The following is a 20,765-nucleotide window of genomic DNA, read 5'->3' as shown; positions in this document are numbered from 1 at the left end:
GGGCCGCGGCCCCCGGACCGGTGCTCAGCGCGAGGCGTTGAGCAGCGCCGCGTGCTCCTGCAGCGAGCGCACGCCGACGTCGCCGCGGATCAGCGCGTCGATGCCCTGCACCGCCGCGCCCATGGCCTGGACGGTGGTCAGGCACGGCACCGAGCGGGCCACCGCGGCGGTGCGGATCTCGTACCCGTCCAGTCGGCTGCCGGTGCCGTAGGGGGTGTTGATGATCAGGTCCACCTCTCCGTCGTGGATCAGCTGGACCACGGTCCGCTCGCCGTCGGCGCCGGGGCCGTCGCTGTGCTTGCGCACCACCGTGGCGTCGATGCCGTTGCGGCGCAGCACCTCGGCGGTGCCGGAGGTGGCCAGCACCTCGAAGCCGAGGCTGACCAGGGCGCGGGTCGGGAAGACCAGGTTGCGCTTGTCGCGGTTGGCCACCGAGACGAACACCCGGCCCTTGACCGGGAGCGCGCCGTAGGCCCCGGCCTGGGACTTGGCGTAGGCGGTGCCGAAGTTGACGTCGAAGCCCATGACCTCGCCGGTGGAGCGCATCTCCGGGCCGAGCACGGTGTCGACGCCGCGGCCGTGGATGTCGCGGAAGCGGCTCCAGGGCATCACCGCCTCCTTGACCGCGATCGGCGAGCCGATCGGCAGCGTGCCGCCGTCGCCCTCGGCCGGGAGCATGCCCTCGGCCCGCAGCTCGGCGATGCTGGTGCCGAGCGAGATCCGGGCCGCCGCCTTGGCCAGCGGCACGGCGGTGGCCTTGGAGGTGAACGGGACGGTCCGCGAGGCGCGCGGGTTGGCCTCCAGCACGTAGAGGATGTCCCCGGCCATGGCGAACTGGATGTTGATCAGTCCGCGCACCCCGACGCCCTTGGCGATGGCCTCGGTGGAGGCCCGCAGCCGCTTGATGTCGTAGCCGCCGAGGGTGATCGGCGGCAGCGCGCAGGCGGAGTCGCCGGAGTGGATCCCGGCCTCCTCGATGTGCTCCATGACGCCGCCGAGGTAGAGCTCGGTGCCGTCGTAGAGGGCGTCCACGTCGATCTCGATGGCGTCGTCGAGGAACCGGTCGATCAGCACCGGGTGCTCGGAGATCAGCCCGGCGTGGCGCTTCAGGTAGTCGGCCAGCGAGGGCTCGTCGTAGACGATCTCCATGCCGCGTCCGCCCAGCACGTACGACGGGCGGGCGAGCACCGGGTAGCCGATCTCGTCGGCGATGGCCTTGGCCTCCTCGAAGGAGAAGGCGGTGCCGTGCTTGGGCGCGGGCAGCCCGGCCTCGTGCAGCACCCGGCCGAAGGCGCCGCGCTCCTCGGCCAGGTCGATGGCCTCGGGCTGGGTGCCGACGATCGGCACACCGTTGTCCTTGAGCGCCTGCGCCAGGCCCAGCGGGGTCTGCCCGCCGAGCTGCACCACGACGCCCGCGACCGGACCGGCCAGGGTCTCCGCGTGGACGACCTCCAGCACGTCCTCCAGCGTCAGCGGCTCGAAGTAGAGCCGGTCGGAGGTGTCGTAGTCGGTGGAGACGGTCTCCGGGTTGCAGTTGACCATCACCGTCTCGTACCCGGCGTCGTGCAGCGCGAAGGAGGCGTGCACACAGGAGTAGTCGAACTCGATGCCCTGGCCGATGCGGTTCGGCCCGGAGCCCAGGATCAGCACGGCGGGCTTGGTGCGCGACGCGACCTCGCTCTCCTCGTCGTAGGACGAGTAGAAGTACGGGGTCTTCGCGGCGAACTCGGCGGCGCAGGTGTCGACCGTCTTGAACACCGGGCGGATGCCCAGCGCGTGCCGGACCTCGCGGACCACGTCGGCCGACAGGCCGCGGATCTCGCCGATCTGCTGGTCCGAGAAGCCGTGCCGCTTGGCGTGCCGCAGCAGCTCCGGGTCGAGCAGCTCGGCCTCGGCCAGCTCCTCGGCGATCTCGTGGATCAGGAACAGCTGGTCCACGAACCAGGGGTCGATCCGGGTGGCCTCGAAGACCTCCTCGGCGGTGGCCCCGGCGCGGATCGCGTCCATCACCGTGTTGATCCGGCCGTCGGTCGGGATCGCGGCCTTGGCCAGCAGCTCCGCCTTCTCGCCGAGCTCGCCGGTGCCCTGCTTGCCGAAGAAGAACTGCGAGCCCTTCTTCTCCAGCGAGCGCAGTGCCTTGTTCAGCGCCTCGGGGAAGTTCCGGCCCAGGGCCATGGCCTCGCCCACCGACTTCATGGTGGTGGTGAGGGTGGCGTCGGCGGAGGGGAACTTCTCGAAGGCGAAGCGCGGGACCTTGACCACGACGTAGTCGAGGGTCGGCTCGAACGACGCCGGGGTCTTCTCGGTGATGTCGTTGGGGATCTCGTCCAGGGTGTAGCCGACGGCGAGCTTGGCCGCGATCTTCGCGATCGGGAAGCCGGTGGCCTTGGACGCCAGCGCCGAGGAGCGGGAGACCCGGGGGTTCATCTCGATGACGATGATCCGGCCGTCCTCGGGGTTCACCGCGAACTGGATGTTGCAGCCGCCGGTGTCCACGCCGACCTCGCGGATGATCGCGATGCCGATGTCACGCAGCCGCTGGTACTCGCGGTCGGTCAGCGTCATCGACGGGGCGACGGTGATCGAGTCGCCGGTGTGCACGCCCATCGGGTCGAAGTTCTCGATGGAGCAGACGACCACGACGTTGTCGTTGCGGTCGCGCATCAGCTCCAGCTCGTACTCCTTCCAGCCGAGGATGGACTCCTCCAGGAGGACCTCGGTGGTCGGCGACAGGGTCAGCCCCTGACCGGCGATCCGGCGCAGGTCCTCCTCACCGTGGGCGAAGCCGGAACCGGCGCCGCCCATGGTGAAGGAGGGGCGGACCACGACCGGGTAGCCGCCGAGGGTGTCCACCCCGGCGATGACCTCGTCCATGGTGTGGCAGATCACCGAGCGGGCGGACTCGCCGTAGCCGATCTTGGCCTTGACCGCCTCGACCACGCCCTTGAACAGCTGCCGGTCCTCGCCCTTGTTGATGGCATCGACGTTGGCGCCGATCAGCTCGACGTCGTACTTCGCCAGGGTGCCGTCGGCGTGCAGCGAGATCGCGGTGTTCAGCGCGGTCTGCCCGCCCAGGGTGGGCAGCAGGACGTCGGGGCGCTCCTTGGCGATGATCTTCTCGACGAACTCCGGGGTGATCGGCTCGACGTAGGTGGCGTCGGCGATCTCCGGGTCGGTCATGATCGTGGCCGGGTTCGAGTTGACCAGGATCACCCGCAAGCCCTCGGCCTTGAGCACCCGGCAGGCCTGGGTGCCCGAGTAGTCGAACTCGGCCGCCTGGCCGATGACGATCGGACCGGAACCGATGACGAGAACGGACTGGATGTCAGTGCGCTTAGGCACGCTGGCCCTCCATCAGGGTTACGAAGCGATCGAAGAGGTAGGCGGCGTCGTGCGGACCGGCCGCCGCCTCCGGGTGGTACTGGACGCTGAAGGCGGGCTGGTCGAGGCACTGGAGGCCCTCGACCACGTCGTCGTTCAGGCAGACGTGGGAGACCGTGACCCGGCCGTAGGGGGTCTGCGACTCGCCGTCGAGGGGCGCGTCCACGGCGAAGCCGTGGTTGTGCGCGGTGACCTCGACCTTGCCGGTGGTGCGGTCCTGCACCGGCTGGTTGATGCCGCGGTGGCCGTACTTGAGCTTGTAGGTGCCGAAGCCCAGGGCGCGGCCGAGCAACTGGTTGCCGAAGCAGATCCCGAAGAACGGGGTCTTCCGGGCCAGCACCTCGCGCAGCACCGCGACCTGTCCCTCGGCGGTGGCCGGGTCGCCGGGGCCGTTCGAGAAGAACACGCCGTCCGGGTCGACCGCGTAGACGTCCTCGGCGGTGGAGTTCGCCGGCAGGACGTGCACCTCGATGCCGCGCTCGGCCATCCGGTGCGGGGTCATCCCCTTGATCCCGAGGTCCAGCGCGGCCACGGTGAACCGCTTGGTACCGATCGCCGGGACGACGTAGGCCTCGTCGGTGGCGACCTCGCCGCACAGGTCGGCGCCGGCCATCTCCGGGGCCCGGCGGACCCGCTCCAGCAGCGTCGCGTCGTCCGCGACCGCCGGGCCGGAGAAGATCCCGCAGCGCATCGCGCCGCGTTCGCGCAGGTGCCGGGTCAGCGCCCGGGTGTCCACGCCGCTGATGCCGACGATGCCCTGCTGCTCCAGCTCCTCGTCGAGCGAGCGCTGCGAGCGCCAGTTGGAGGCGACCCGGGAGGGGTCGCGCACCACGTACCCGGCGACCCAGATCCGGGCCGACTCGCGGTCCTCGTCGTTGACGCCGGTGTTGCCGATCTGCGGCGCGGTCATCGCCACCACCTGGCGGTGGTACGAGGGGTCGGTCAGGGTCTCCTGGTAGCCGGTCATGCCGGTGTTGAAGACGGCCTCGCCGAAGGTCTCACCGATCGCGCCGTACGCCTGGCCGCGGAAGACCCGGCCGTCTTCCAGGACGTAGACCGCCGGGACTCGCTCCCGGCGCTTGGCCGTCGGGGTGGTTGCCGGTGCGGTCATCATGCGCCTTCCTTGTTGCTCTGGCCCTCGACGCCGCTTATCGCCGCGGCGCCGCTGGTCTCATAGGTGTCGTTCACGTCTTCTTCAACAGTGCCGCGCTCGGCGGCGTCCCGCGCGGCCACCTTGGCGTGGGCCCGCATCAGGACCTCGACCGCGGTGACCCAGTTCTCGTGGTCGGCCGGGTGGTCGGCCCGGAACCCGCTGTCCAGCAGGGTGCCGCTGTGTTCCCAGGTGACCACCAGCAGGCCGCCCGCGGGGACGACCTTCCCGGCGAGGCGCTGGTCGGTGCGCGCGCCCCGGAGCGCGGCGACGGGGACGAAGAAGTCCGCCGAGGCCGGGCGGACCACGGTCAGGCCCTCCGCGCTGAGCGTCAGCTCGACCAGGCTGCGGTCGCCGAGGTGGTGCGCCACGATCCGGTCCAGCCAGTTCCCGGCGGTGGTGCTGCCGAGGTAGCGGCCCTCCAGTTCGAGGATGCTCTCGGTCCGGTTCCCCGGCGCGACCGGCAGCTCCGGCAGGCCGGACTGCATCGTCCGGCGCCACTGCCAGCCCTGCCGCATCAGCCAGTACACCAGCCCGACGACGATGACCAGGCCGACCGTCCAGCCGAGGTAGCCGCTGACGTCGTGGACCGGCGCCGAGTGCGGCGCCTGCGCCAGCGGGCTGCCGGACACGGTGCTCGCGGCGCTCATACGAGCTCACCGTCCAGCACCGTGGGCCGACCGCGCAGGAACGTGGCGACCACGCGTCCGGGCAGCTCAAGGCCGAGGTAGGGGGTGTTGCGGCTACGGGTGGCGAAGGCGTCGGGATTCACCGTTCCACGGTACGCGGGGTCGACCAGGACGAGGTTGGCGGGCTCGTCCACCGAGACGGGGCGGCCGTGCCCGGCCAGGCCGCCGATCGCGGCCGGGCGGTACGACATCCGCTCGGCGACGTCCGCCCAGGTCATCAGGCCGGTGTCGACCATGGTCCGCTGGACCACGGACAGCGCGGTCTCCAGGCCGACCATGCCCATGGCGGCGGCGGTCCACTCGCAGTCCTTGTCCTCGGACGGGTGCGGCGCGTGGTCGGTGGCGACCGCGTCGATGGTGCCGTCGGCCAGCGCCTCGCGCAGGGCCAGCACGTCAGCCTCGGTGCGCAGCGGCGGGTTCACCTTGTAGACCGGGTCGTAGGAGCGGACCAGCTCGTCGGTGAGCAGCAGGTGGTGCGGGGTGACCTCGGCGGTGACGTCCCAGCCCTTGGACTTGGCCCAGCGGATGATCTCCACCGAACCGGCCGTGGACAGGTGGCAGACGTGCAGCCGGGAGCCGACGTGGGCGGCCAGCAGCACGTCCCGGGCGATGATCGACTCCTCGGCCACCGCGGGCCAGCCGGCCAGGCCGAGCTCGCCGGAGACCGTGCCCTCGTTCATCTGCGCGCCCTCGGTCAGCCGGGGCTCCTGCGCGTGCTGGGCGATGACGCCGCCGAAGGCCTTCACGTACTCCAGCGCCCGGCGCATGATCACGGCGTCGTCCACGCACTTGCCGTCGTCGGAGAAGACCCGGACGGAGGCGGCGGAGTCGGCCATCGCGCCGAGCTCGGCCAGCTGCTTGCCGCCGAGGCCGACGGTGACCGCGCCGACCGGCTGCACGTCGCAGTAGCCGGACTCGCGGCCGAGCCGCCAGACCTGCTCGACCACCCCGGCGGTGTCGGCGACCGGGAAGGTGTTGGCCATGGCGTGGACCGCAGTGAAGCCGCCCTTGGCCGCCGCGCGGGTGCCGGTGAGCACGGTCTCGGCGTCCTCGCGGCCGGGCTCACGCAGGTGGGTGTGCAGGTCGACCAGGCCGGGCAGGGCGATCAGGCCCTCGGCGTCGATCACGGTCTCGCCCTGCGCGGTCGGCAGCCCGGTGCCGATCTCGGCGATCAGGCCGTCCTTCAGCCGCAGGTCCTGCGGCTCCCCGCCGAGGACGCGCGCGTTCTTGATCAGGTAGCTGGTCACTTGGCGTGCTCCTCGGTGGTGCCTGCGGGCGTGGTGGTCGTGGTGGTGGAGGCCACCGGGCTGAGCGCCGGCTCGGATCCGCCCAGCAGCAGGTACAGGACGGCCATCCGGACGCTCACCCCGTTGGCGACCTGCTCGACGATGGTGGAGCGGGCCGAGTCGGCGATCTCCGAGGAGATCTCCATGCCGCGCACCATCGGGCCCGGGTGCATCACGATGGCGTGCTCGGGCAGTATCGCGGCCCGGGCGGCGTCCAGCCCGTAGCGGCGGGAGTACTCGCGCTGGGTGGGGAAGAAGGCGGCGTTCATCCGCTCGCGCTGCACCCGCAGCATCATCACCGCGTCGCTCTTGGGCAGCGCGGCGTCCAGGTCGTAGGAGGTCTCGCAGGGCCAGCTGTCGACGCCGAAGGGCATCAGCGTCGGCGGGGCCACCAGCGTGACCTGCGCGCCGAGGGTGTGCAGCAGCCGGACGTTGGAGCGGGCGACCCGGCTGTGCAGCACGTCGCCGACGATGGTGATCCGGCGCCCCTCCAGGTCCCGGCCCCGGCTGCCGCCGGGGCTGAAGTGGCGGCGCATGGTGAAGGCGTCCAGCAGCGCCTGGGTGGGGTGCTCGTGGGTGCCGTCCCCGGCGTTGACCACGCTGCCGTGCAGCCAGTCGGACTGGGCCAGCCGCGCGGGCGCGCCGGAGGCGCCGTGCCGGATCACGACCGCGTCGGCGCCCATGGCCTGCAGCGTCAGCGCGGTGTCCTTCAGCGACTCGCCCTTGGAGACCGAGGAGCCCTTGGCGGAGAAGTTGATGACGTCCGCCGACAGCCGCTTCTCGGCCACCTCGAAGGAGGTGCGGGTGCGGGTCGAGTCCTCGAAGAAGAGGTTGACCACGGTCCGGCCGCGCAGCGTCGGCAGCTTCTTCACCGCCCGGGTGGAGACCTGGGCCATCTCCTCGGCGGTGTCCAGGATCAGCAGCGCGTCGTCCCGGGTGAGGTCGGCGGTGCTGGTGAGGTGTCGCTTCACTTGGCGCTCCCGGGGTTCTTGTCACTGTCACCGGTCTGCCGCTGGGGCTCCCGGCCGTTGTCGTCCTCGCGGTCGCCCAGCAGGACCGCGTCCAGCCCGTCCGTCTCGACCAGCTTCACCTTGACCGCCTCGCGCAGCGAGGTGGGGAGGTTCTTGCCGACGTAGTCGGCGCGGATCGGCAGCTCCCGGTGGCCACGGTCGACCAGCACCGCGAGCTGCACGGCGCGCGGGCGGCCGAGGTCGCCGAGGGCGTCCAGGGCGGCGCGGATGGTGCGGCCGGAGAACAGCACGTCGTCGACCAGCACGACCAGCTTGCCGTCCAGGCCGCCCGGCGGGATCTCGGTGTGCTCCAGCGCCCGGGCGGGCTTCAGCCGCAGGTCGTCCCGGTACATGGTGATGTCGAGCGTTCCGCAGGGGATGCTCTGGCCGGTGATCTCGGCGAGCCTGGCGTGCAGCCGGCGGGCGAGCAGGATGCCCCGGGTGGGGATGCCGAGCAGGACGACGTCCTCGGCTCCCTTGGCGCGCTCCACGATCTCGTGGGCGATGCGGGTCAACGAGCGGGCGATGTCACCCTCGTCGAGCACCTGGCGCTGCTTCTGCGGGCCGTTGCCCGCGGCACCGCTGTTACGTACGTTGTGTGTGGTCATGCCGAAGCCGACCTCCTTCCCCGCCTCACGGGACGGGCCTTAAAGGATGCCTGGTGGATGGCCGCGCCGAGGTCGGCGCAGGCCGTCGTCCAGCTTACCAGGGCGATCTTGGGGTGGTCGTTCGCACGACTGCCCCATTCGGCTTGACGAACTCATATCACTCTGCGTAACCTCACAGTGAGTTACGGCCAGGCGACGGAGCCTTGTACACCTCTGCCAGTGGTGTCATCGGGACACACCGTCGCGGGCATATCACCGCGCCATCCGATTTACGTCCGGGGAGACCATTTGTCCAGCGACTACGCGAAGCAGCTTGGTGGCAAGCTGCGTGCGATCCGCACCCAGCAGGGGCTCTCCCTGCACGGCGTCGAGGAGAAATCCCAGGGCCGCTGGAAGGCTGTCGTGGTCGGCTCCTACGAGCGCGGCGACCGCGCCGTGACCGTGCAGCGTCTGGCCGAACTGGCCGACTTCTACGGCGTCCCCGTGCAGGAACTGCTGCCCGGCAGCACCCCGGGCGGGGCGGCCGAGCCGCCGCCGCGACTGGTGCTCGACCTGGAGCGGCTCTCGCAGGTGCCCTCCGAGAAGGCCGGTCCGCTACAGCGCTACGCGGCGACCATCCAGAGCCAGCGCGGCGACTACAACGGCAAGGTGCTGTCGATCCGCCAGGACGACCTGCGCACCCTGGCCGTGATCTACGACCAGCCCGCCTCCCTGCTGATCGACCAGCTGATCAACTGGGGCGTCCTGGACGCGGACGCGCGCCGCGCGGTGCGCGACGACGACGCGGTCTGAGTCATCGGTTCGCCGTAGTTCGACTACGCAGAAACGTCACATCACGTGGGTGCCCCATCGGATCTCCGGTGGGGCACCCACTGTTTTCGTCTCCTGCCGGTACGCGCCGGGGCGGGCCCTGGCTCAGCGGCCCGGCCCCTGCTCCGGACAGTCCTCCGGGGGGCAGTCCTCGGGCGAGCGGGCCGCCCAGGCCGAACGGATGTGGCCGAGGTGCGACCGCAGCAGGCGGCAGGTGCCTTCCAGATCCCGGGCCAGCATCAGTTCCAGCAGTTGCTCGTGCTCCTGCGCCGAGGCCAGCAGCAGCCCGCGCTCGGACAGCGCCGACAGCCCGAACAGCCGCGAGCGCTTGCGCAGTTCGCCGACGGTGTCCACCAGCCTCGGGTTGCCGGTGAGCGCCAGCAAGCCGAGGTGGAAGCGGCGGTCGGCCTCGGCGAACTCGCTCAGGTCACCGTCCCGGGCCGCGTCGACCACCTCGCGCGCCAGCTCCCGCAGCGCCTCCAACTCCTCGGCCCCGGCACGGCGGGCGACCTCGACCGTCGCCGGGATCTCGATCAGCGCCCGGACCTCGGTGACGTCGTCCAGATCCTGTTCGGTGATCCCGAGGATCCGAAATCCCTTGTTACGCACCGTCTCGACCAGGCCCTCCTTGACCAGGTCGAGCATCGCCTCGCGCACCGGCGTCGCGGACACCCCGAACTCCGCGGCCAGCAGCGGCGCGGAGTACACCACGCCGGGGCTGAGCTCGCCGGTGACCAGGGCGGCTCGCAGGGCCTGGGTAACCTGCTCCCGCAGGCTCGGGGGGTGCTCCAGACCGGGCCGGTCCAGACCGTCAGGGGGCTCGGGAGCCACAAGGTCCTCCTCTGTGCGTCCTCCTCTGGGCGGCCGGGCGGCCGGTGGATGATCACATCCTGCACCATCCCACTGACACGCCCCGACGGACCGTCCGGTCGGTTCCGCGGCAGGGGAGTTCGTCCAGCTGCGTGACTCAGCCCTCGAAGCCGTTCTGGCTGAGGATGCCGTCAACCTTGGCCCGGTGCGCCCGCTCCCAGTCGTCCAGGGACTCCTCGGCCTCCTTGGCCAGCCGCGTCCGGGCGTCGAGCAGCACCTGCTCCCGCCGAGCCGCCGGGGTGACCACGATGCCCTCCTCGTCGGCCACCACGATGTCCCCGGCGCTCACGTTCACCCCGCCGCAGCGCACCAGGCCGTTGAGCGGCCGCACCGCGGCCTTGACCCCCGGGATCGGGATGACACCCCGGGCGAACACCGGGAAGCCCATCGCGCGCACCTCGGCGAGGTCGCGGATCACGCCGTCCACCACGAACGCCGCGATCCCGCGCCGCTGGGCCACAGCGCAGACGTTCCCGCCGGCGACGGCGTAGTCCACGTCCCCCGCCTGCACCACGATGACCGAGCCGGGCTCGGCCCGGTAGATGGCGGCGTGCAGCATGAGGTTGTCACCCGGCGGGCAGCGCACGGTGAACGCCGGACCGGCGACCCGCTCGGCCGACGGCCACAGCGGGCGGATACCGATGTCCATGACCTGCTCGCGCCCGAGGACATCGGCGAGAGTGGTCGGCGGGATGTCCTGGAAGCCGCTGGCGTTGTTCATGCTCTTCCTTTCGAATGTCGTCCACATATGACTGTAGGCCCCCTGACGTGATGTCAGGGGGCCTACAGTAAAGGTTGTTCGGCGGCGTCCTACTCTCCCACAGGGTCCCCCCTGCAGTACCATCGGCGCTATGAGGCTTAGCTTCCGGGTTCGGGATGTAACCGGGCGTTTCCCTCACGCTATGACCACCGAAACACTATGAAGTTGACCGCACACCACTCCTCACGGAGTAGGGGTCGTTCCTTCAGAACAACACAGTGGACGCGTAGCAACTATGGACAAGCCCTCGGCCTATTAGTACCGGTCAGCTCCACCCCTCACAGGGCTTCCACATCCGGCCTATCAACCCAGTCGTCTACTGGGAGCCTTAACCACTCAAGGTGGTGGGAGCCCTCATCTCGAAGCAGGCTTCCCGCTTAGATGCTTTCAGCGGTTATCCCTCCCGAACGTAGCCAACCAGCCATGCCCTTGGCAGGACAACTGGCACACCAGAGGTTCGTCCGTCCCGGTCCTCTCGTACTAGGGACAGCCCTTCTCAAGACTCCTACGCGCGCAGCGGATAGGGACCGAACTGTCTCACGACGTTCTAAACCCAGCTCGCGTACCGCTTTAATGGGCGAACAGCCCAACCCTTGGGACCTACTCCAGCCCCAGGATGCGACGAGCCGACATCGAGGTGCCAAACCATCCCGTCGATATGGACTCTTGGGGAAGATCAGCCTGTTATCCCCGGGGTACCTTTTATCCGTTGAGCGACGGCGCTTCCACAAGCCACCGCCGGATCACTAGTCCCTGCTTTCGCACCTGCTCGACCCGTCGGTCTCACAGTCAAGCTCCCTTGTGCACTTACACTCAACACCTGATTGCCAACCAGGCTGAGGGAACCTTTGGGCGCCTCCGTTACATTTTAGGAGGCAACCGCCCCAGTTAAACTACCCACCAGACACTGTCCCTGATCCGGATCACGGACCCAGGTTAGACATCCAGCACGACCAGAGTGGTATTTCAACGACGACTCCACAACCACTGGCGTGGCCGCTTCAAAGTCTCCCACCTATCCTACACAAGCCGAACCGAACACCAATATCAAGCTATAGTAAAGGTCCCGGGGTCTTTCCGTCCTGCTGCGCGAAACGAGCATCTTTACTCGTAATGCAATTTCACCGGGCCTATGGTTGAGACAGTCGAGAAGTCGTTACGCCATTCGTGCAGGTCGGAACTTACCCGACAAGGAATTTCGCTACCTTAGGATGGTTATAGTTACCACCGCCGTTTACTGGCGCTTAAGTTCTCAGCTTCGCCTGGTCGAAACCAAGCTAACCGGTCCCCTTAACGTTCCAGCACCGGGCAGGCGTCAGTCCGTATACATCGCCTTACGGCTTCGCACGGACCTGTGTTTTTAGTAAACAGTCGCTTCTCGCTGGTCTCTGCGGCCGGCCACAGCTCAAGGAGCAAGTCCCATCACCACAACCGGCCCCCCTTCTCCCGAAGTTACGGGGGCATTTTGCCGAGTTCCTTAACCATAGTTCACCCGAACGCCTCGGTATTCTCTACCTGACCACCTGAGTCGGTTTGGGGTACGGGCCGCCATGAAACTCGCTAGAGGCTTTTCTCGACAGCATAGGATCATCCACTTCACCACAATCGGCTCGGCATCAGGTCTCAGACTATATGTGAGGCGGATTTGCCTACCTCACGTCCTACACCCTTACCCCGGGACAACCACCGCCCGGGCTGGACTACCTTCCTGCGTCACCCCATCGCTCACCTACTACCCTGTTGGATCAGCGGCTCCACCACTCCTCTTCACCCGAAGGATCCGAGACGGCTTCACGGCCTTAGCATCCAGAGGTTCGACGTTGGCGCTTCAAAGCGGGTACGGGAATATCAACCCGTTGTCCATCGACTACGCCTGTCGGCCTCGCCTTAGGTCCCGACTTACCCTGGGCAGATCAGCTTGACCCAGGAACCCTTGGTCAATCGGCGCAAGAGTTTCCCACTCTTGTATCGCTACTCATGCCTGCATTCTCACTCGTATACCGTCCACGACTGGCTTCCGCCGCCGCTTCACCCGGCACACGACGCTCCCCTACCCATCACAGCCCCCGTTAGGAGTTAAGCTGCAATGACACGGCTTCGGCGGTGTACTTGAGCCCCGCTACATTGTCGGCGCGGAATCACTTGACCAGTGAGCTATTACGCACTCTTTAAAGGGTGGCTGCTTCTAAGCCAACCTCCTGGTTGTCTCTGCGACTCCACATCCTTTCCCACTTAGCACACGCTTAGGGGCCTTAGCCGGTGTTCTGGGCTGTTTCCCTCTCGACCATGGAGCTTATCCCCCACAGTCTCACTGCCGCGCTCTCACTTACCGGCATTCGGAGTTTGGCTAAGGTCAGTAACCCGGTGGGGCCCATCGCCTATCCAGTGCTCTACCTCCGGCAAGAAACACGCGACGCTGCACCTAAATGCATTTCGGGGAGAACCAGCTATCACGGAGTTTGATTGGCCTTTCACCCCTAACCACAGGTCATCCCCCAGGTTTTCAACCCTGGTGGGTTCGGTCCTCCACACGGTCTTACCCGCGCTTCAACCTGCCCATGGCTAGATCACTCCGCTTCGGGTCTTGGGCGCGCTACTCAACCGCCCTATTCGGACTCGCTTTCGCTACGGCTACCCCACACGGGTTAACCTCGCAACACACCGCAAACTCGCAGGCTCATTCTTCAAAAGGCACGCAGTCACGACAACATGTGCAAGCACACGCTGCGACGCTCCCACGGCTTGTAGGCACACGGTTTCAGGTACTATTTCACTCCGCTCCCGCGGTACTTTTCACCATTCCCTCACGGTACTGTCCGCTATCGGTCACTAGGGAATATTTAGGCTTAGCGGGTGGTCCCGCCAGATTCACACGGAATTTCTCGGGCTCCGTGCTACTTGGGAAAGACTCAAGAGAGCCGTACAGGTTTCGTCTACGGGGGTCTTACCCTCTACGCCGGACCTTTCGCATGTCCTTCGACTACCCATACGGTTTCTGACTCCCCGACCAACCGGCAGATTGATCAAGAATCTTCCCACGACCCCGAAGTGGCAACCCCTGCCGGGTATCACACCACAACGGTTTAGCCTCATCCGATTTCGCTCGCCACTACTCTCGGAATCACGGTTGTTTTCTCTTCCTGCGGGTACTGAGATGTTTCACTTCCCCGCGTTCCCTCCACACTGCCTATGTGTTCAGCAGCGGGTGACAGCCCATGACGACTGCCGGGTTTCCCCATTCGGACACCCCCGGATCAAAGCTCGGTTGACAGCTCCCCGGGGCCTATCGCGGCCTCCCACGTCCTTCATCGGTTCCTAGTGCCAAGGCATCCACCGTGCGCCCTTAAAAACTTGGCCACAGATGCTCGCGTCCACTGTGCAGTTCTCAAGCAACGACCAACCACCCATCACCCCCACACCAGACGGCATGAAGTTCACTGGGGTCGGCGTCTGAAGACCAGCCATACGGCCGCGCCCTCAGGACCCAACAACGTGCCCGACACAACCAACCAACCACCGCGTTCCACGCGCCGAAGCGCAGTACTAACCATGACCAACTGATCGTGCCGAATAGTCAACGTTCCACCCATGAGCGAACCACCGTCAGACATTCGCTGACGTCATGGCCCTCTGGCCGCCGAAGCGGCAGAAGTGCTCCTTAGAAAGGAGGTGATCCAGCCGCACCTTCCGGTACGGCTACCTTGTTACGACTTCGTCCCAATCGCTGGTCCCACCTTCGACAGCTCCTTCCCTTACGGGTTAGGCCACCGGCTTCGGGTGTTACCGACTTTCGTGACGTGACGGGCGGTGTGTACAAGGCCCGGGAACGTATTCACCGCAGCAATGCTGATCTGCGATTACTAGCAACTCCGACTTCATGGGGTCGAGTTGCAGACCCCAATCCGAACTGAGACCGGCTTTTTGAGATTCGCTCCACCTCGCGGTATCGCAGCTCATTGTACCGGCCATTGTAGCACGTGTGCAGCCCAAGACATAAGGGGCATGATGATTTGACGTCGTCCCCACCTTCCTCCGAGTTGACCCCGGCAGTCTCCTGTGAGTCCCCGGCCCAGAAACAATGTCCTGGCCGCTGGCAACACAGAACGAGGGTTGCGCTCGTTGCGGGACTTAACCCAACATCTCACGACACGAGCTGACGACAACCATGCACCACCTGTATACCGACCACAAGGGGGCGACCATCTCTGGCCGTTTCCGGTATATGTCAAGCCTTGGTAAGGTTCTTCGCGTTGCGTCGAATTAAGCCACATGCTCCGCTGCTTGTGCGGGCCCCCGTCAATTCCTTTGAGTTTTAGCCTTGCGGCCGTACTCCCCAGGCGGGGAACTTAATGCGTTAGCTGCGGCGCGGACCACGTGGAATGTGACCCACACCTAGTTCCCAACGTTTACGGCGTGGACTACCAGGGTATCTAATCCTGTTCGCTCCCCACGCTTTCGCTCCTCAGCGTCAGTAATGGCCCAGAGATCCGCCTTCGCCACCGGTGTTCCTCCTGATATCTGCGCATTTCACCGCTACACCAGGAATTCCGATCTCCCCTACCACACTCTAGCCTGCCCGTATCGAATGCAGACCCGGAGTTAAGCCCCGGGCTTTCACATCCGACGCGACAAGCCGCCTACGAGCTCTTTACGCCCAATAATTCCGGACAACGCTCGCACCCTACGTATTACCGCGGCTGCTGGCACGTAGTTAGCCGGTGCTTCTTCTGCAGGTACCGTCACTTGCGCTTCTTCCCTGCTGAAAGAGGTTTACAACCCGAAGGCCGTCATCCCTCACGCGGCGTCGCTGCATCAGGCTTTCGCCCATTGTGCAATATTCCCCACTGCTGCCTCCCGTAGGAGTCTGGGCCGTGTCTCAGTCCCAGTGTGGCCGGTCGCCCTCTCAGGCCGGCTACCCGTCGTCGCCTTGGTAGGCCATTACCCCACCAACAAGCTGATAGGCCGCGGGCTCATCCCAGATCGCCGGAGCTTTCCACGCACACCCCATGCGGAGATGCGTCGTATCCGGTATTAGCACCGGTTTCCCGGTGTTGTCCCAGAATCTGGGGCAGATTGCCCACGTGTTACTCACCCGTTCGCCACTGATCCACCCCGAAGGGCTTCACCGTTCGACTTGCATGTGTTAAGCACGCCGCCAGCGTTCGTCCTGAGCCAGGATCAAACTCTCCGTGAATGTTCTCGGGATATCCCGATCACACTCGCGTTGAGCGGCACAGCAACCGGCGGAATAGCCGATCCCGTGCACTGCGTCCTCGCTAGTGTTTTGTGCATCAAAGGAACCTCGTCCGATCAACGGACGGGGTATCAACATATCTGGCGTTGACTTTTGGCACGCTGTTGAGTTCTCAAGGAACGGACGCTTCCTTCAAGACCCTTTCACCGGTCTCTCCAGGCGCTTCGTTCTTCGTAATTCAGCTTATCAGACCGTTTGACCGGTTCTGCCCCGCTGCCGGGTGGTAACTGCTCTGTCTTCGCAGGTCATTGCCCGTTCCGACCTGTGAAACCTTAGCGGGTCATCAGCCGAAGTACGAAATCGGGTCGCCCGCCCGGACCGACACGGTCGAGTCGGTCCGGGCTGCGCGGCCCTCAGTGCTTGTGCATCTCCTCGGCGATCGCCGCCGCGAAGGCGTCGATGTCGCTCTCGGAGGTGTCGAAGGAGACCATCCAGCGGACCTCCCCGGTGAGCTCGTTCCAGAAGTAGAACCGGTAGTTCTTCTGCAGGCGCTCGCTCACCTCGCGCGGGAGCAGCGCGAAGACCGCGTTGGCCTGGACCGGGCGGACCACCTCGACGCCGTCGATGTCGCGGACGGCGGACTCCAGCCGACGCGCCATGGCGTTGGCGTGGCCGGCGTTGCGCAGCCACAGGTCCCCGGTGAGCAGTGCCTCGAACTGCACGGAGATGAACCGCATCTTGGAGGCCAGCTGCGCAGACATCTTCCGCAGGAAGAGGATGTTGTGGACCGCGTCGGGGTTGAGCACGACCACGGCCTCGCCGAGCAGCATGCCGTTCTTGGTCCCGCCGAAGGAGAGGATGTCCACCCCGGCGTCCGTGGTGAAGGCGCGCAGCGGCAGGCCGAGGGTAGCGGCGGCGTTGGCGATGCGGGAGCCGTCCATGTGCACGAGCATGCCGCGTTCGTGGGCGTGCTCGCAGATCTCGGCGACCTCCTCGGCGGTGTAGCAGGTGCCGAGTTCGGTGCTCTGGGTGATCGAGACGGCGAGCGGCTGGGCCCGGTGCTCGTCGCCCCAGCCCCGGGCCTGGAGGTCGATCAGCTCAGCGGTGAGTTTGCCGTCGGGCGTGGGCACGGTGAGGATCTTGATGCCCGCCATCTTCTCCGGCGCGCCGCACTCGTCCACGTTGATGTGGGCGGTCTCGGCGGCGACGACCGCGCCCCAGCGCGGCAGCAGCGCCTGCAGCGAGACGACGTTGGCTCCCGTGCCGTTGAAGACCGGGAAGGCCTCGGCCCGGTCGCCGAAGTGGGCGCGGAAGACGTCCTGGAGGTGGAGGGTGTAGTCGTCCGCGCCGTAGGCGACCTGGTGGCCGCCGTTGGCGAGGGCGATCGCGGCGAGGACCTCCGGGTGGACCCCCGCGTAGTTGTCGCTGGCGAAGCCACGGACGGTGGTGTCGTGGCGGCGGCGGGCGTCGGTGCCGGTGGGGGTGTCGGCGGCGGCGGTCATCGGGGCGTCAGCCACAGGTGCTGTCCGTTCAGTTCGGTTGCGGGGCGGTTCCACAGGTCGGCGACGGTCTCGGCGAGGTCCGCGACGTCCGTGTATCCGGCGAATTTGGCGTTCGGCTTGGCCGCACGCATCTCGGGGGTGACGAGGGCCTTGATAACCAGGATGGCAGCCGCCGCGTGCTGCTGGGACAGCTCGGGGTCGGTGTCGGCCCGGGCGGCGGCGAGGCCGCGGAAGGAGTCGGCGAGCGCGAGCGTCCAGGCCTCGGCGGCGGCCTTGGCGGCGGCGTAGGCGGCGTTGCCCGCGGTGGGCCTGGCCGCCGCGGTGGCGGAGACGATCGCGAAGCGCCCGGCCGGGCTGCGCAGCAGCGCGTCATGGAAGGCGAGGCTGGTGTGCTGGAGGGTGCGGACCAGCTGGTCGTGCAGGAAGTCCCAGTCGGACAGGTCGGTGTCGGTGAACTTCTTGCTGCCGCGCCAGCCGCCGACCAGGTGGATCAGGCCGTCGACGCTGCCGTGCTCGGCCTCGATGTGGTCGGCCCAGTCCCCGGCGGCCTGCGGGTCGAGCAGGTCCAGGACCTGGCCGACCACGGTGGCGCCGGGAACCGCGCGGCGGGTGGCGTCCAGCAGCAGGTCGAGTCGGCGGGCGTCGGTGCCGGCGCAGGCGACGGTGGCGCCGGCGGTGGCGAGTCGGCGGACGGTGGCGTGTCCGGCGGTGCCGGTGGCGCCCGCGACGGCGACGACGCGGCCCGCCAGCGGGCGGGCGGTCTGCGCGCTGGGGGTCATGCGGCCTCCTCGATCACGGTGGCGCCGGTCATCCCCGAGGTGGAGGCGATGACTCCGGAGAGCTTCTTCGCCAGGGCCTCGAAGAACATGCTGAGCGGGAACTCGTCCGGGAGCACCGCGTCGCACAGTGCCTTGTTCAGCGGCTTGCTCTCGGTGTGCTCGGCGAACGGCAGGGCGTCCGCGCCCTTGGCCCAGCGCGAGGCGGGGTGCGGGGTGAGGTAGCGGGAGACCAGCTGGTACGCGGCGAGCCAGTGGGCTGTCTTGGGGCGGTCGATGCCGTCGCGGTAGAGGGCCTCGATCTCGGTGCACAGGTCGGTGGTGACGGCGGCGACGCGGTCCCAGTCGATCCGCAGCCGGTTGTCGGTCCAGCGCAGCGCGTCGTGCTTGTGCAGGTAGGCGAAGAGCAGCTGGCCGCCGAGGCCGTCGTAGTTGCGGACGCGTCCGCCGCTGACCGGGAACCGGAACATGCGGTCGAACAGGATCGCGTACTGGACGTTGCGGCCCTGCTCGTGGCCCTCGGCCTCCAGCTGGACGGCGGCCTTGAAGGCGGTGAGGTCGCAGCGGAGCTCTTCCAGGCCGTACATCCAGAACGGGCTGCGCTGCTTGATCATGAACGGGTCGAACGGGAGGTCGCCGTGGCTGTGGGTGCGGTCGTGGACCAGGTCCCACAGCACGAAGGTCTGCTGGGCGAGCTCCTGGTCCTCCAGCAGCCGGGCGGCGTCGGCGGGGATCTCCAGGCCGAGGGTGCGCACGGCGGCGGAGCTGACCGCGCGGAAGCGCACCGCCTCGCGGTCGCAGAAGATGCCGCCCCAGGTGAAGCGCTCGGGGGCCTGCCGGACGGCGACGGTCTCCGGGAACAGCACGGCGGAGTTGGTGTCGTAGCCGGAGGTGAAGTCGGTGAAGGTGATCGGCACGAACATCGGGTTGTCGAAGCGGGTGCGCTCCAGCTCCGCGAGCCACTCCGGCCAGACGACGTTGAGCAGGACCGCCTCCAGGTTGCGGTCCGGGTTGCCGTTCTGGGTGTACATCGGGAAGACCACGAGGTGGCCGAGGCCGTCCTGGCGCTGCCCGGCGGGCTGGAAGGCCAGCAGCGAGTCCAGGAAGTCCGGTACCGCGTAGCCGGAGTCGGCCCAGCGGGCGAGGTCGGCGACGACGGCGTCCAGGTAGGTCGCGTCGTGCGGGAAGGACGGGGCCAGCTCGCGGACCGCGTCGGTGACCGTGGCCAGCAGCGCGTCGACGCGCGCGCGGGCGTCGGCGCCCTGGGCGTCGAAGTCGATCGAGCCGTCCTTGGACTGGAACGGGCGCAGTTCCTCAACGGCGGTCTTCAGTCGGAGCCAGGCCGGACCGGCGGCGATCTCAGCAGCTGGATCGCCCGTCAGCACAGGAGAGGACGAGAGATTTTGCATAGCAACCCTGCTTAGGCCGAAGGAACTGTCGTTAAGGCACCGTATATACAGAAGGTTATCCCGTTCAAGGGCGCGTTGGCGAACATGCGTTCTTTGCGGCTATTGTCCGACTTTCTGACCCCGAGGCGACCCCAGGGCGTGCATCCGGCGGACGATAGTTGTATAGTGCAACTTGAGCAATAAGTTGTAAACACCAACTAACTGGAGGTCCGCCGATGTCCGCCGGGCAACGAGCCGTGACGACCGAGCCGGGACTGCGCGGTCCGGAGCTGCGCCACGTGCTCACGCACCTGCTCACCCCGCTGCTCATGTGCCTCGGCATGGGGCTCGCCTACCTGGGCGCCTTCGCCGCGCCCGCGCCGCACCATCTGCCGGTGGCGGTCGTCGGCTCGGGCCCCTCGGCCACCGCCTTCGCGGACACCCTCAGGGCGGACGCCGGGCAGGCGCTCGACGTCCGGACCGTGCCGGACCGGCAGGCGGCCGTGGACGCGCTGTTGTCCCGCGACATCGCCGGGGCCTACCTGCCGGGTGGGGCGCCGCAGCTGATCGTCGCCTCGGCCGGTTCCGACACCGACGCGACCGTGGTCGAGAAGGTGTTCACCCCGGTGGCCGCCGCCCAGGGACAGCCGCTGACCGTCACCGACGTGGCGCCGACCGCCCCCGGCGACCCGACCGGACAGGGCCTGTTCTTCCTGCTGGTGGCGGTGAGCATCGGCTCCTACGCCTCGGTCGCGGTACTCGGCGGGGTGGGCGGGGCGCTGCCGATGCGACTGCGGGCGCTGCTGGTGGTCGGCGTGTCCTTCGTGGTGAGCCTTCTCGGCGCGCTGTTCGCCGGGCCGCTGTTCCACCTGGTGGACCACGGGCTGTGGGGTATCTGGGGCATGGCCTGGCTGTACTCGGCCGGGATCCTCTACGTCGGCGTCGGCCTGCACACCTTCCTCAAGCGGTGGACCACGCTCGGGGTGATGGCGCTGTTCGTGATGCTGAACTTCACCAGTTCCGGCGGGATCTACCGGCCGGAGATGCAGAACGGCTTCTTCGGCGGGCTGCACGCCTTCTGGAACGGCGCCGGGTTCGTCGAGGGCTCCCGCGACCTGGTCTACTTCGGCGACCACGGGCTCAGCCGCAACCTGCTGACGCTGGCGCTCTGGCTGGTCCTCGGCCTGCTGGTGACCGGCGTGGCGGGGATCGCCGAGCGGCGGCGCGGGCACGCGGCCGACGCGGCGGCGGCCGTGGCGGAGGACGAGGAGGAAGCGGAGTCGGTGGCGGTCTGAGCCGACCGGAACACGGAACGGCGGTGGCGCGGCCCGGTCGGACCGC

13 protein-coding genes and 3 rRNA genes are annotated in these 20,765 nt (G+C 67.6%); 2 read left to right on the top strand and 14 right to left on the bottom strand.

All coding sequences use genetic code 11. The annotated features are described in order from the left end of the window. Positions 1–24: 24 nt before the first annotated feature. Genes carB through pyrR form a run of 6 tightly spaced genes read right to left on the bottom strand, consistent with a single transcriptional unit; the run spans position 25 to position 8,124 of the window. Positions 25–3,342: a carbamoyl-phosphate synthase large subunit gene (gene carB / locus GXP74_RS11470; RefSeq protein ID WP_182451381.1), complete on the bottom strand. Its 3,318-nt coding sequence runs from the start codon at positions 3,340–3,342 to the stop codon at positions 25–27. Then, on the bottom strand, positions 3,335–4,492 hold the full coding sequence (gene carA / locus GXP74_RS11465; RefSeq protein ID WP_182451380.1) for a glutamine-hydrolyzing carbamoyl-phosphate synthase small subunit: 1,158 nt from the start codon (positions 4,490–4,492) through the stop codon (positions 3,335–3,337). The genes carB and carA overlap by 8 nt, the downstream gene beginning before the upstream one ends. After that, positions 4,492–5,181: a hypothetical protein gene (locus tag GXP74_RS11460; RefSeq protein ID WP_182451379.1), complete on the bottom strand. Its 690-nt coding sequence runs from the start codon at positions 5,179–5,181 to the stop codon at positions 4,492–4,494. The genes carA and GXP74_RS11460 overlap by 1 nt, the downstream gene beginning before the upstream one ends. Beyond that, the gene (locus GXP74_RS11455) at positions 5,178–6,467 is read right to left on the bottom strand and encodes a dihydroorotase (RefSeq protein WP_182451378.1); all 1,290 of its coding nucleotides are present in this window, start codon (positions 6,465–6,467) and stop codon (positions 5,178–5,180) included. Before GXP74_RS11455 ends, GXP74_RS11460 begins: the two co-directional genes overlap by 4 nt. Continuing rightward, a complete protein-coding gene (locus GXP74_RS11450) occupies positions 6,464–7,477 on the bottom strand; it encodes an aspartate carbamoyltransferase catalytic subunit (RefSeq protein WP_182451377.1) in 1,014 nt (337 codons plus the stop codon). Before GXP74_RS11450 ends, GXP74_RS11455 begins: the two co-directional genes overlap by 4 nt. Next, on the bottom strand, positions 7,474–8,124 hold the full coding sequence (gene pyrR, locus GXP74_RS11445) for a bifunctional pyr operon transcriptional regulator/uracil phosphoribosyltransferase PyrR (RefSeq protein ID WP_182451376.1): 651 nt from the start codon (positions 8,122–8,124) through the stop codon (positions 7,474–7,476). The genes GXP74_RS11450 and pyrR overlap by 4 nt, the downstream gene beginning before the upstream one ends. Before the next feature lie 288 nt (positions 8,125–8,412). On the opposite strand from pyrR, the gene GXP74_RS11440 reads away from it, so the two are divergent. Beyond that, positions 8,413–8,916 (top strand): transcriptional regulator, encoded by a 504-nt coding sequence (locus tag GXP74_RS11440; RefSeq protein WP_182451375.1) that lies wholly within the window; start codon positions 8,413–8,415, stop codon positions 8,914–8,916. 123 nt (positions 8,917–9,039) lie between these two features. Here GXP74_RS11440 and GXP74_RS11435 read toward each other — a convergent pair whose 3' ends face one another. From GXP74_RS11435 to GXP74_RS11400, 8 genes are all read right to left on the bottom strand, one after another. After that, entirely contained in the window at positions 9,040–9,765 is a 726-nt protein-coding gene (locus GXP74_RS11435) for a GntR family transcriptional regulator (RefSeq protein ID WP_225447857.1), read from the bottom strand. A gap of 136 nt (positions 9,766–9,901) precedes the next feature. Further along, positions 9,902–10,525 (bottom strand): RraA family protein, encoded by a 624-nt coding sequence (locus GXP74_RS11430; protein WP_182451374.1) that lies wholly within the window; start codon positions 10,523–10,525, stop codon positions 9,902–9,904. A gap of 76 nt (positions 10,526–10,601) precedes the next feature. Further along, a 5S ribosomal RNA gene (rrf, locus tag GXP74_RS11425) occupies positions 10,602–10,718 on the bottom strand. Positions 10,719–10,799: 81 nt separating this feature from the next. Then, a 23S ribosomal RNA gene (locus GXP74_RS11420) occupies positions 10,800–13,921 on the bottom strand. Between the two features lie 305 nt (positions 13,922–14,226). Continuing rightward, positions 14,227–15,758 (bottom strand): 16S ribosomal RNA (locus tag GXP74_RS11415). Together the 16S, 23S and 5S rRNA genes form the textbook arrangement of a ribosomal RNA operon. 413 nt (positions 15,759–16,171) lie before the next feature. After that, positions 16,172–17,260, bottom strand: a complete 1,089-nt coding sequence (locus GXP74_RS11410; protein ID WP_182456373.1) for a low specificity L-threonine aldolase — start codon at positions 17,258–17,260, stop codon at positions 16,172–16,174. Then, complete coding sequence (locus tag GXP74_RS11405) at positions 17,257–18,039, bottom strand: SDR family NAD(P)-dependent oxidoreductase (RefSeq protein WP_182451373.1); 783 nt, start codon at positions 18,037–18,039, stop codon at positions 17,257–17,259. Before GXP74_RS11405 ends, GXP74_RS11410 begins: the two co-directional genes overlap by 4 nt. Further along, complete coding sequence (locus GXP74_RS11400) at positions 18,036–19,445, bottom strand: DUF6421 family protein (RefSeq protein ID WP_182451372.1); 1,410 nt, start codon at positions 19,443–19,445, stop codon at positions 18,036–18,038. The genes GXP74_RS11405 and GXP74_RS11400 overlap by 4 nt, the downstream gene beginning before the upstream one ends. 215 nt (positions 19,446–19,660) lie before the next feature. Between GXP74_RS11400 and GXP74_RS11395 the strand changes: the two genes are divergently transcribed. Continuing rightward, a complete protein-coding gene (locus GXP74_RS11395; RefSeq protein WP_182451371.1) occupies positions 19,661–20,719 on the top strand; it encodes a hypothetical protein in 1,059 nt (352 codons plus the stop codon). The last annotated feature ends 46 nt before the right edge of the window (positions 20,720–20,765 follow it).

Origin of the sequence: Streptacidiphilus sp. P02-A3a (assembly GCF_014084105.1) — a bacterium.
Taxonomy (GTDB): domain Bacteria; phylum Actinomycetota; class Actinomycetes; order Streptomycetales; family Streptomycetaceae; genus Streptacidiphilus.
Note: the sequence above shows the minus strand (reverse complement) of the source record. Positions and strands in the feature narration are given on the sequence as shown.

Excerpts from the sequence above, each read along its gene's own strand:
- carA (WP_182451380.1), bottom strand. The coding sequence starts at position 4,492 with ATGACCGCACCGGCAACCACCCCGACGGCCAAGCGCCGGGAGCGAGTC.
- GXP74_RS11400 (WP_182451372.1), bottom strand. The coding sequence starts at position 19,445 with ATGCAAAATCTCTCGTCCTCTCCTGTGCTGACGGGCGATCCAGCTGCT.
- GXP74_RS11430 (WP_182451374.1), bottom strand. The coding sequence starts at position 10,525 with ATGAACAACGCCAGCGGCTTCCAGGACATCCCGCCGACCACTCTCGCC.
- GXP74_RS11410 (WP_182456373.1), bottom strand. The coding sequence starts at position 17,260 with ATGACCGCCGCCGCCGACACCCCCACCGGCACCGACGCCCGCCGCCGC.
- GXP74_RS11460 (WP_182451379.1), bottom strand. The coding sequence starts at position 5,181 with ATGAGCGCCGCGAGCACCGTGTCCGGCAGCCCGCTGGCGCAGGCGCCG.
- pyrR (WP_182451376.1), bottom strand. The coding sequence starts at position 8,124 with ATGACCACACACAACGTACGTAACAGCGGTGCCGCGGGCAACGGCCCG.
- GXP74_RS11395 (WP_182451371.1), top strand. The coding sequence starts at position 19,661 with ATGTCCGCCGGGCAACGAGCCGTGACGACCGAGCCGGGACTGCGCGGT.
- GXP74_RS11405 (WP_182451373.1), bottom strand. The coding sequence starts at position 18,039 with ATGACCCCCAGCGCGCAGACCGCCCGCCCGCTGGCGGGCCGCGTCGTC.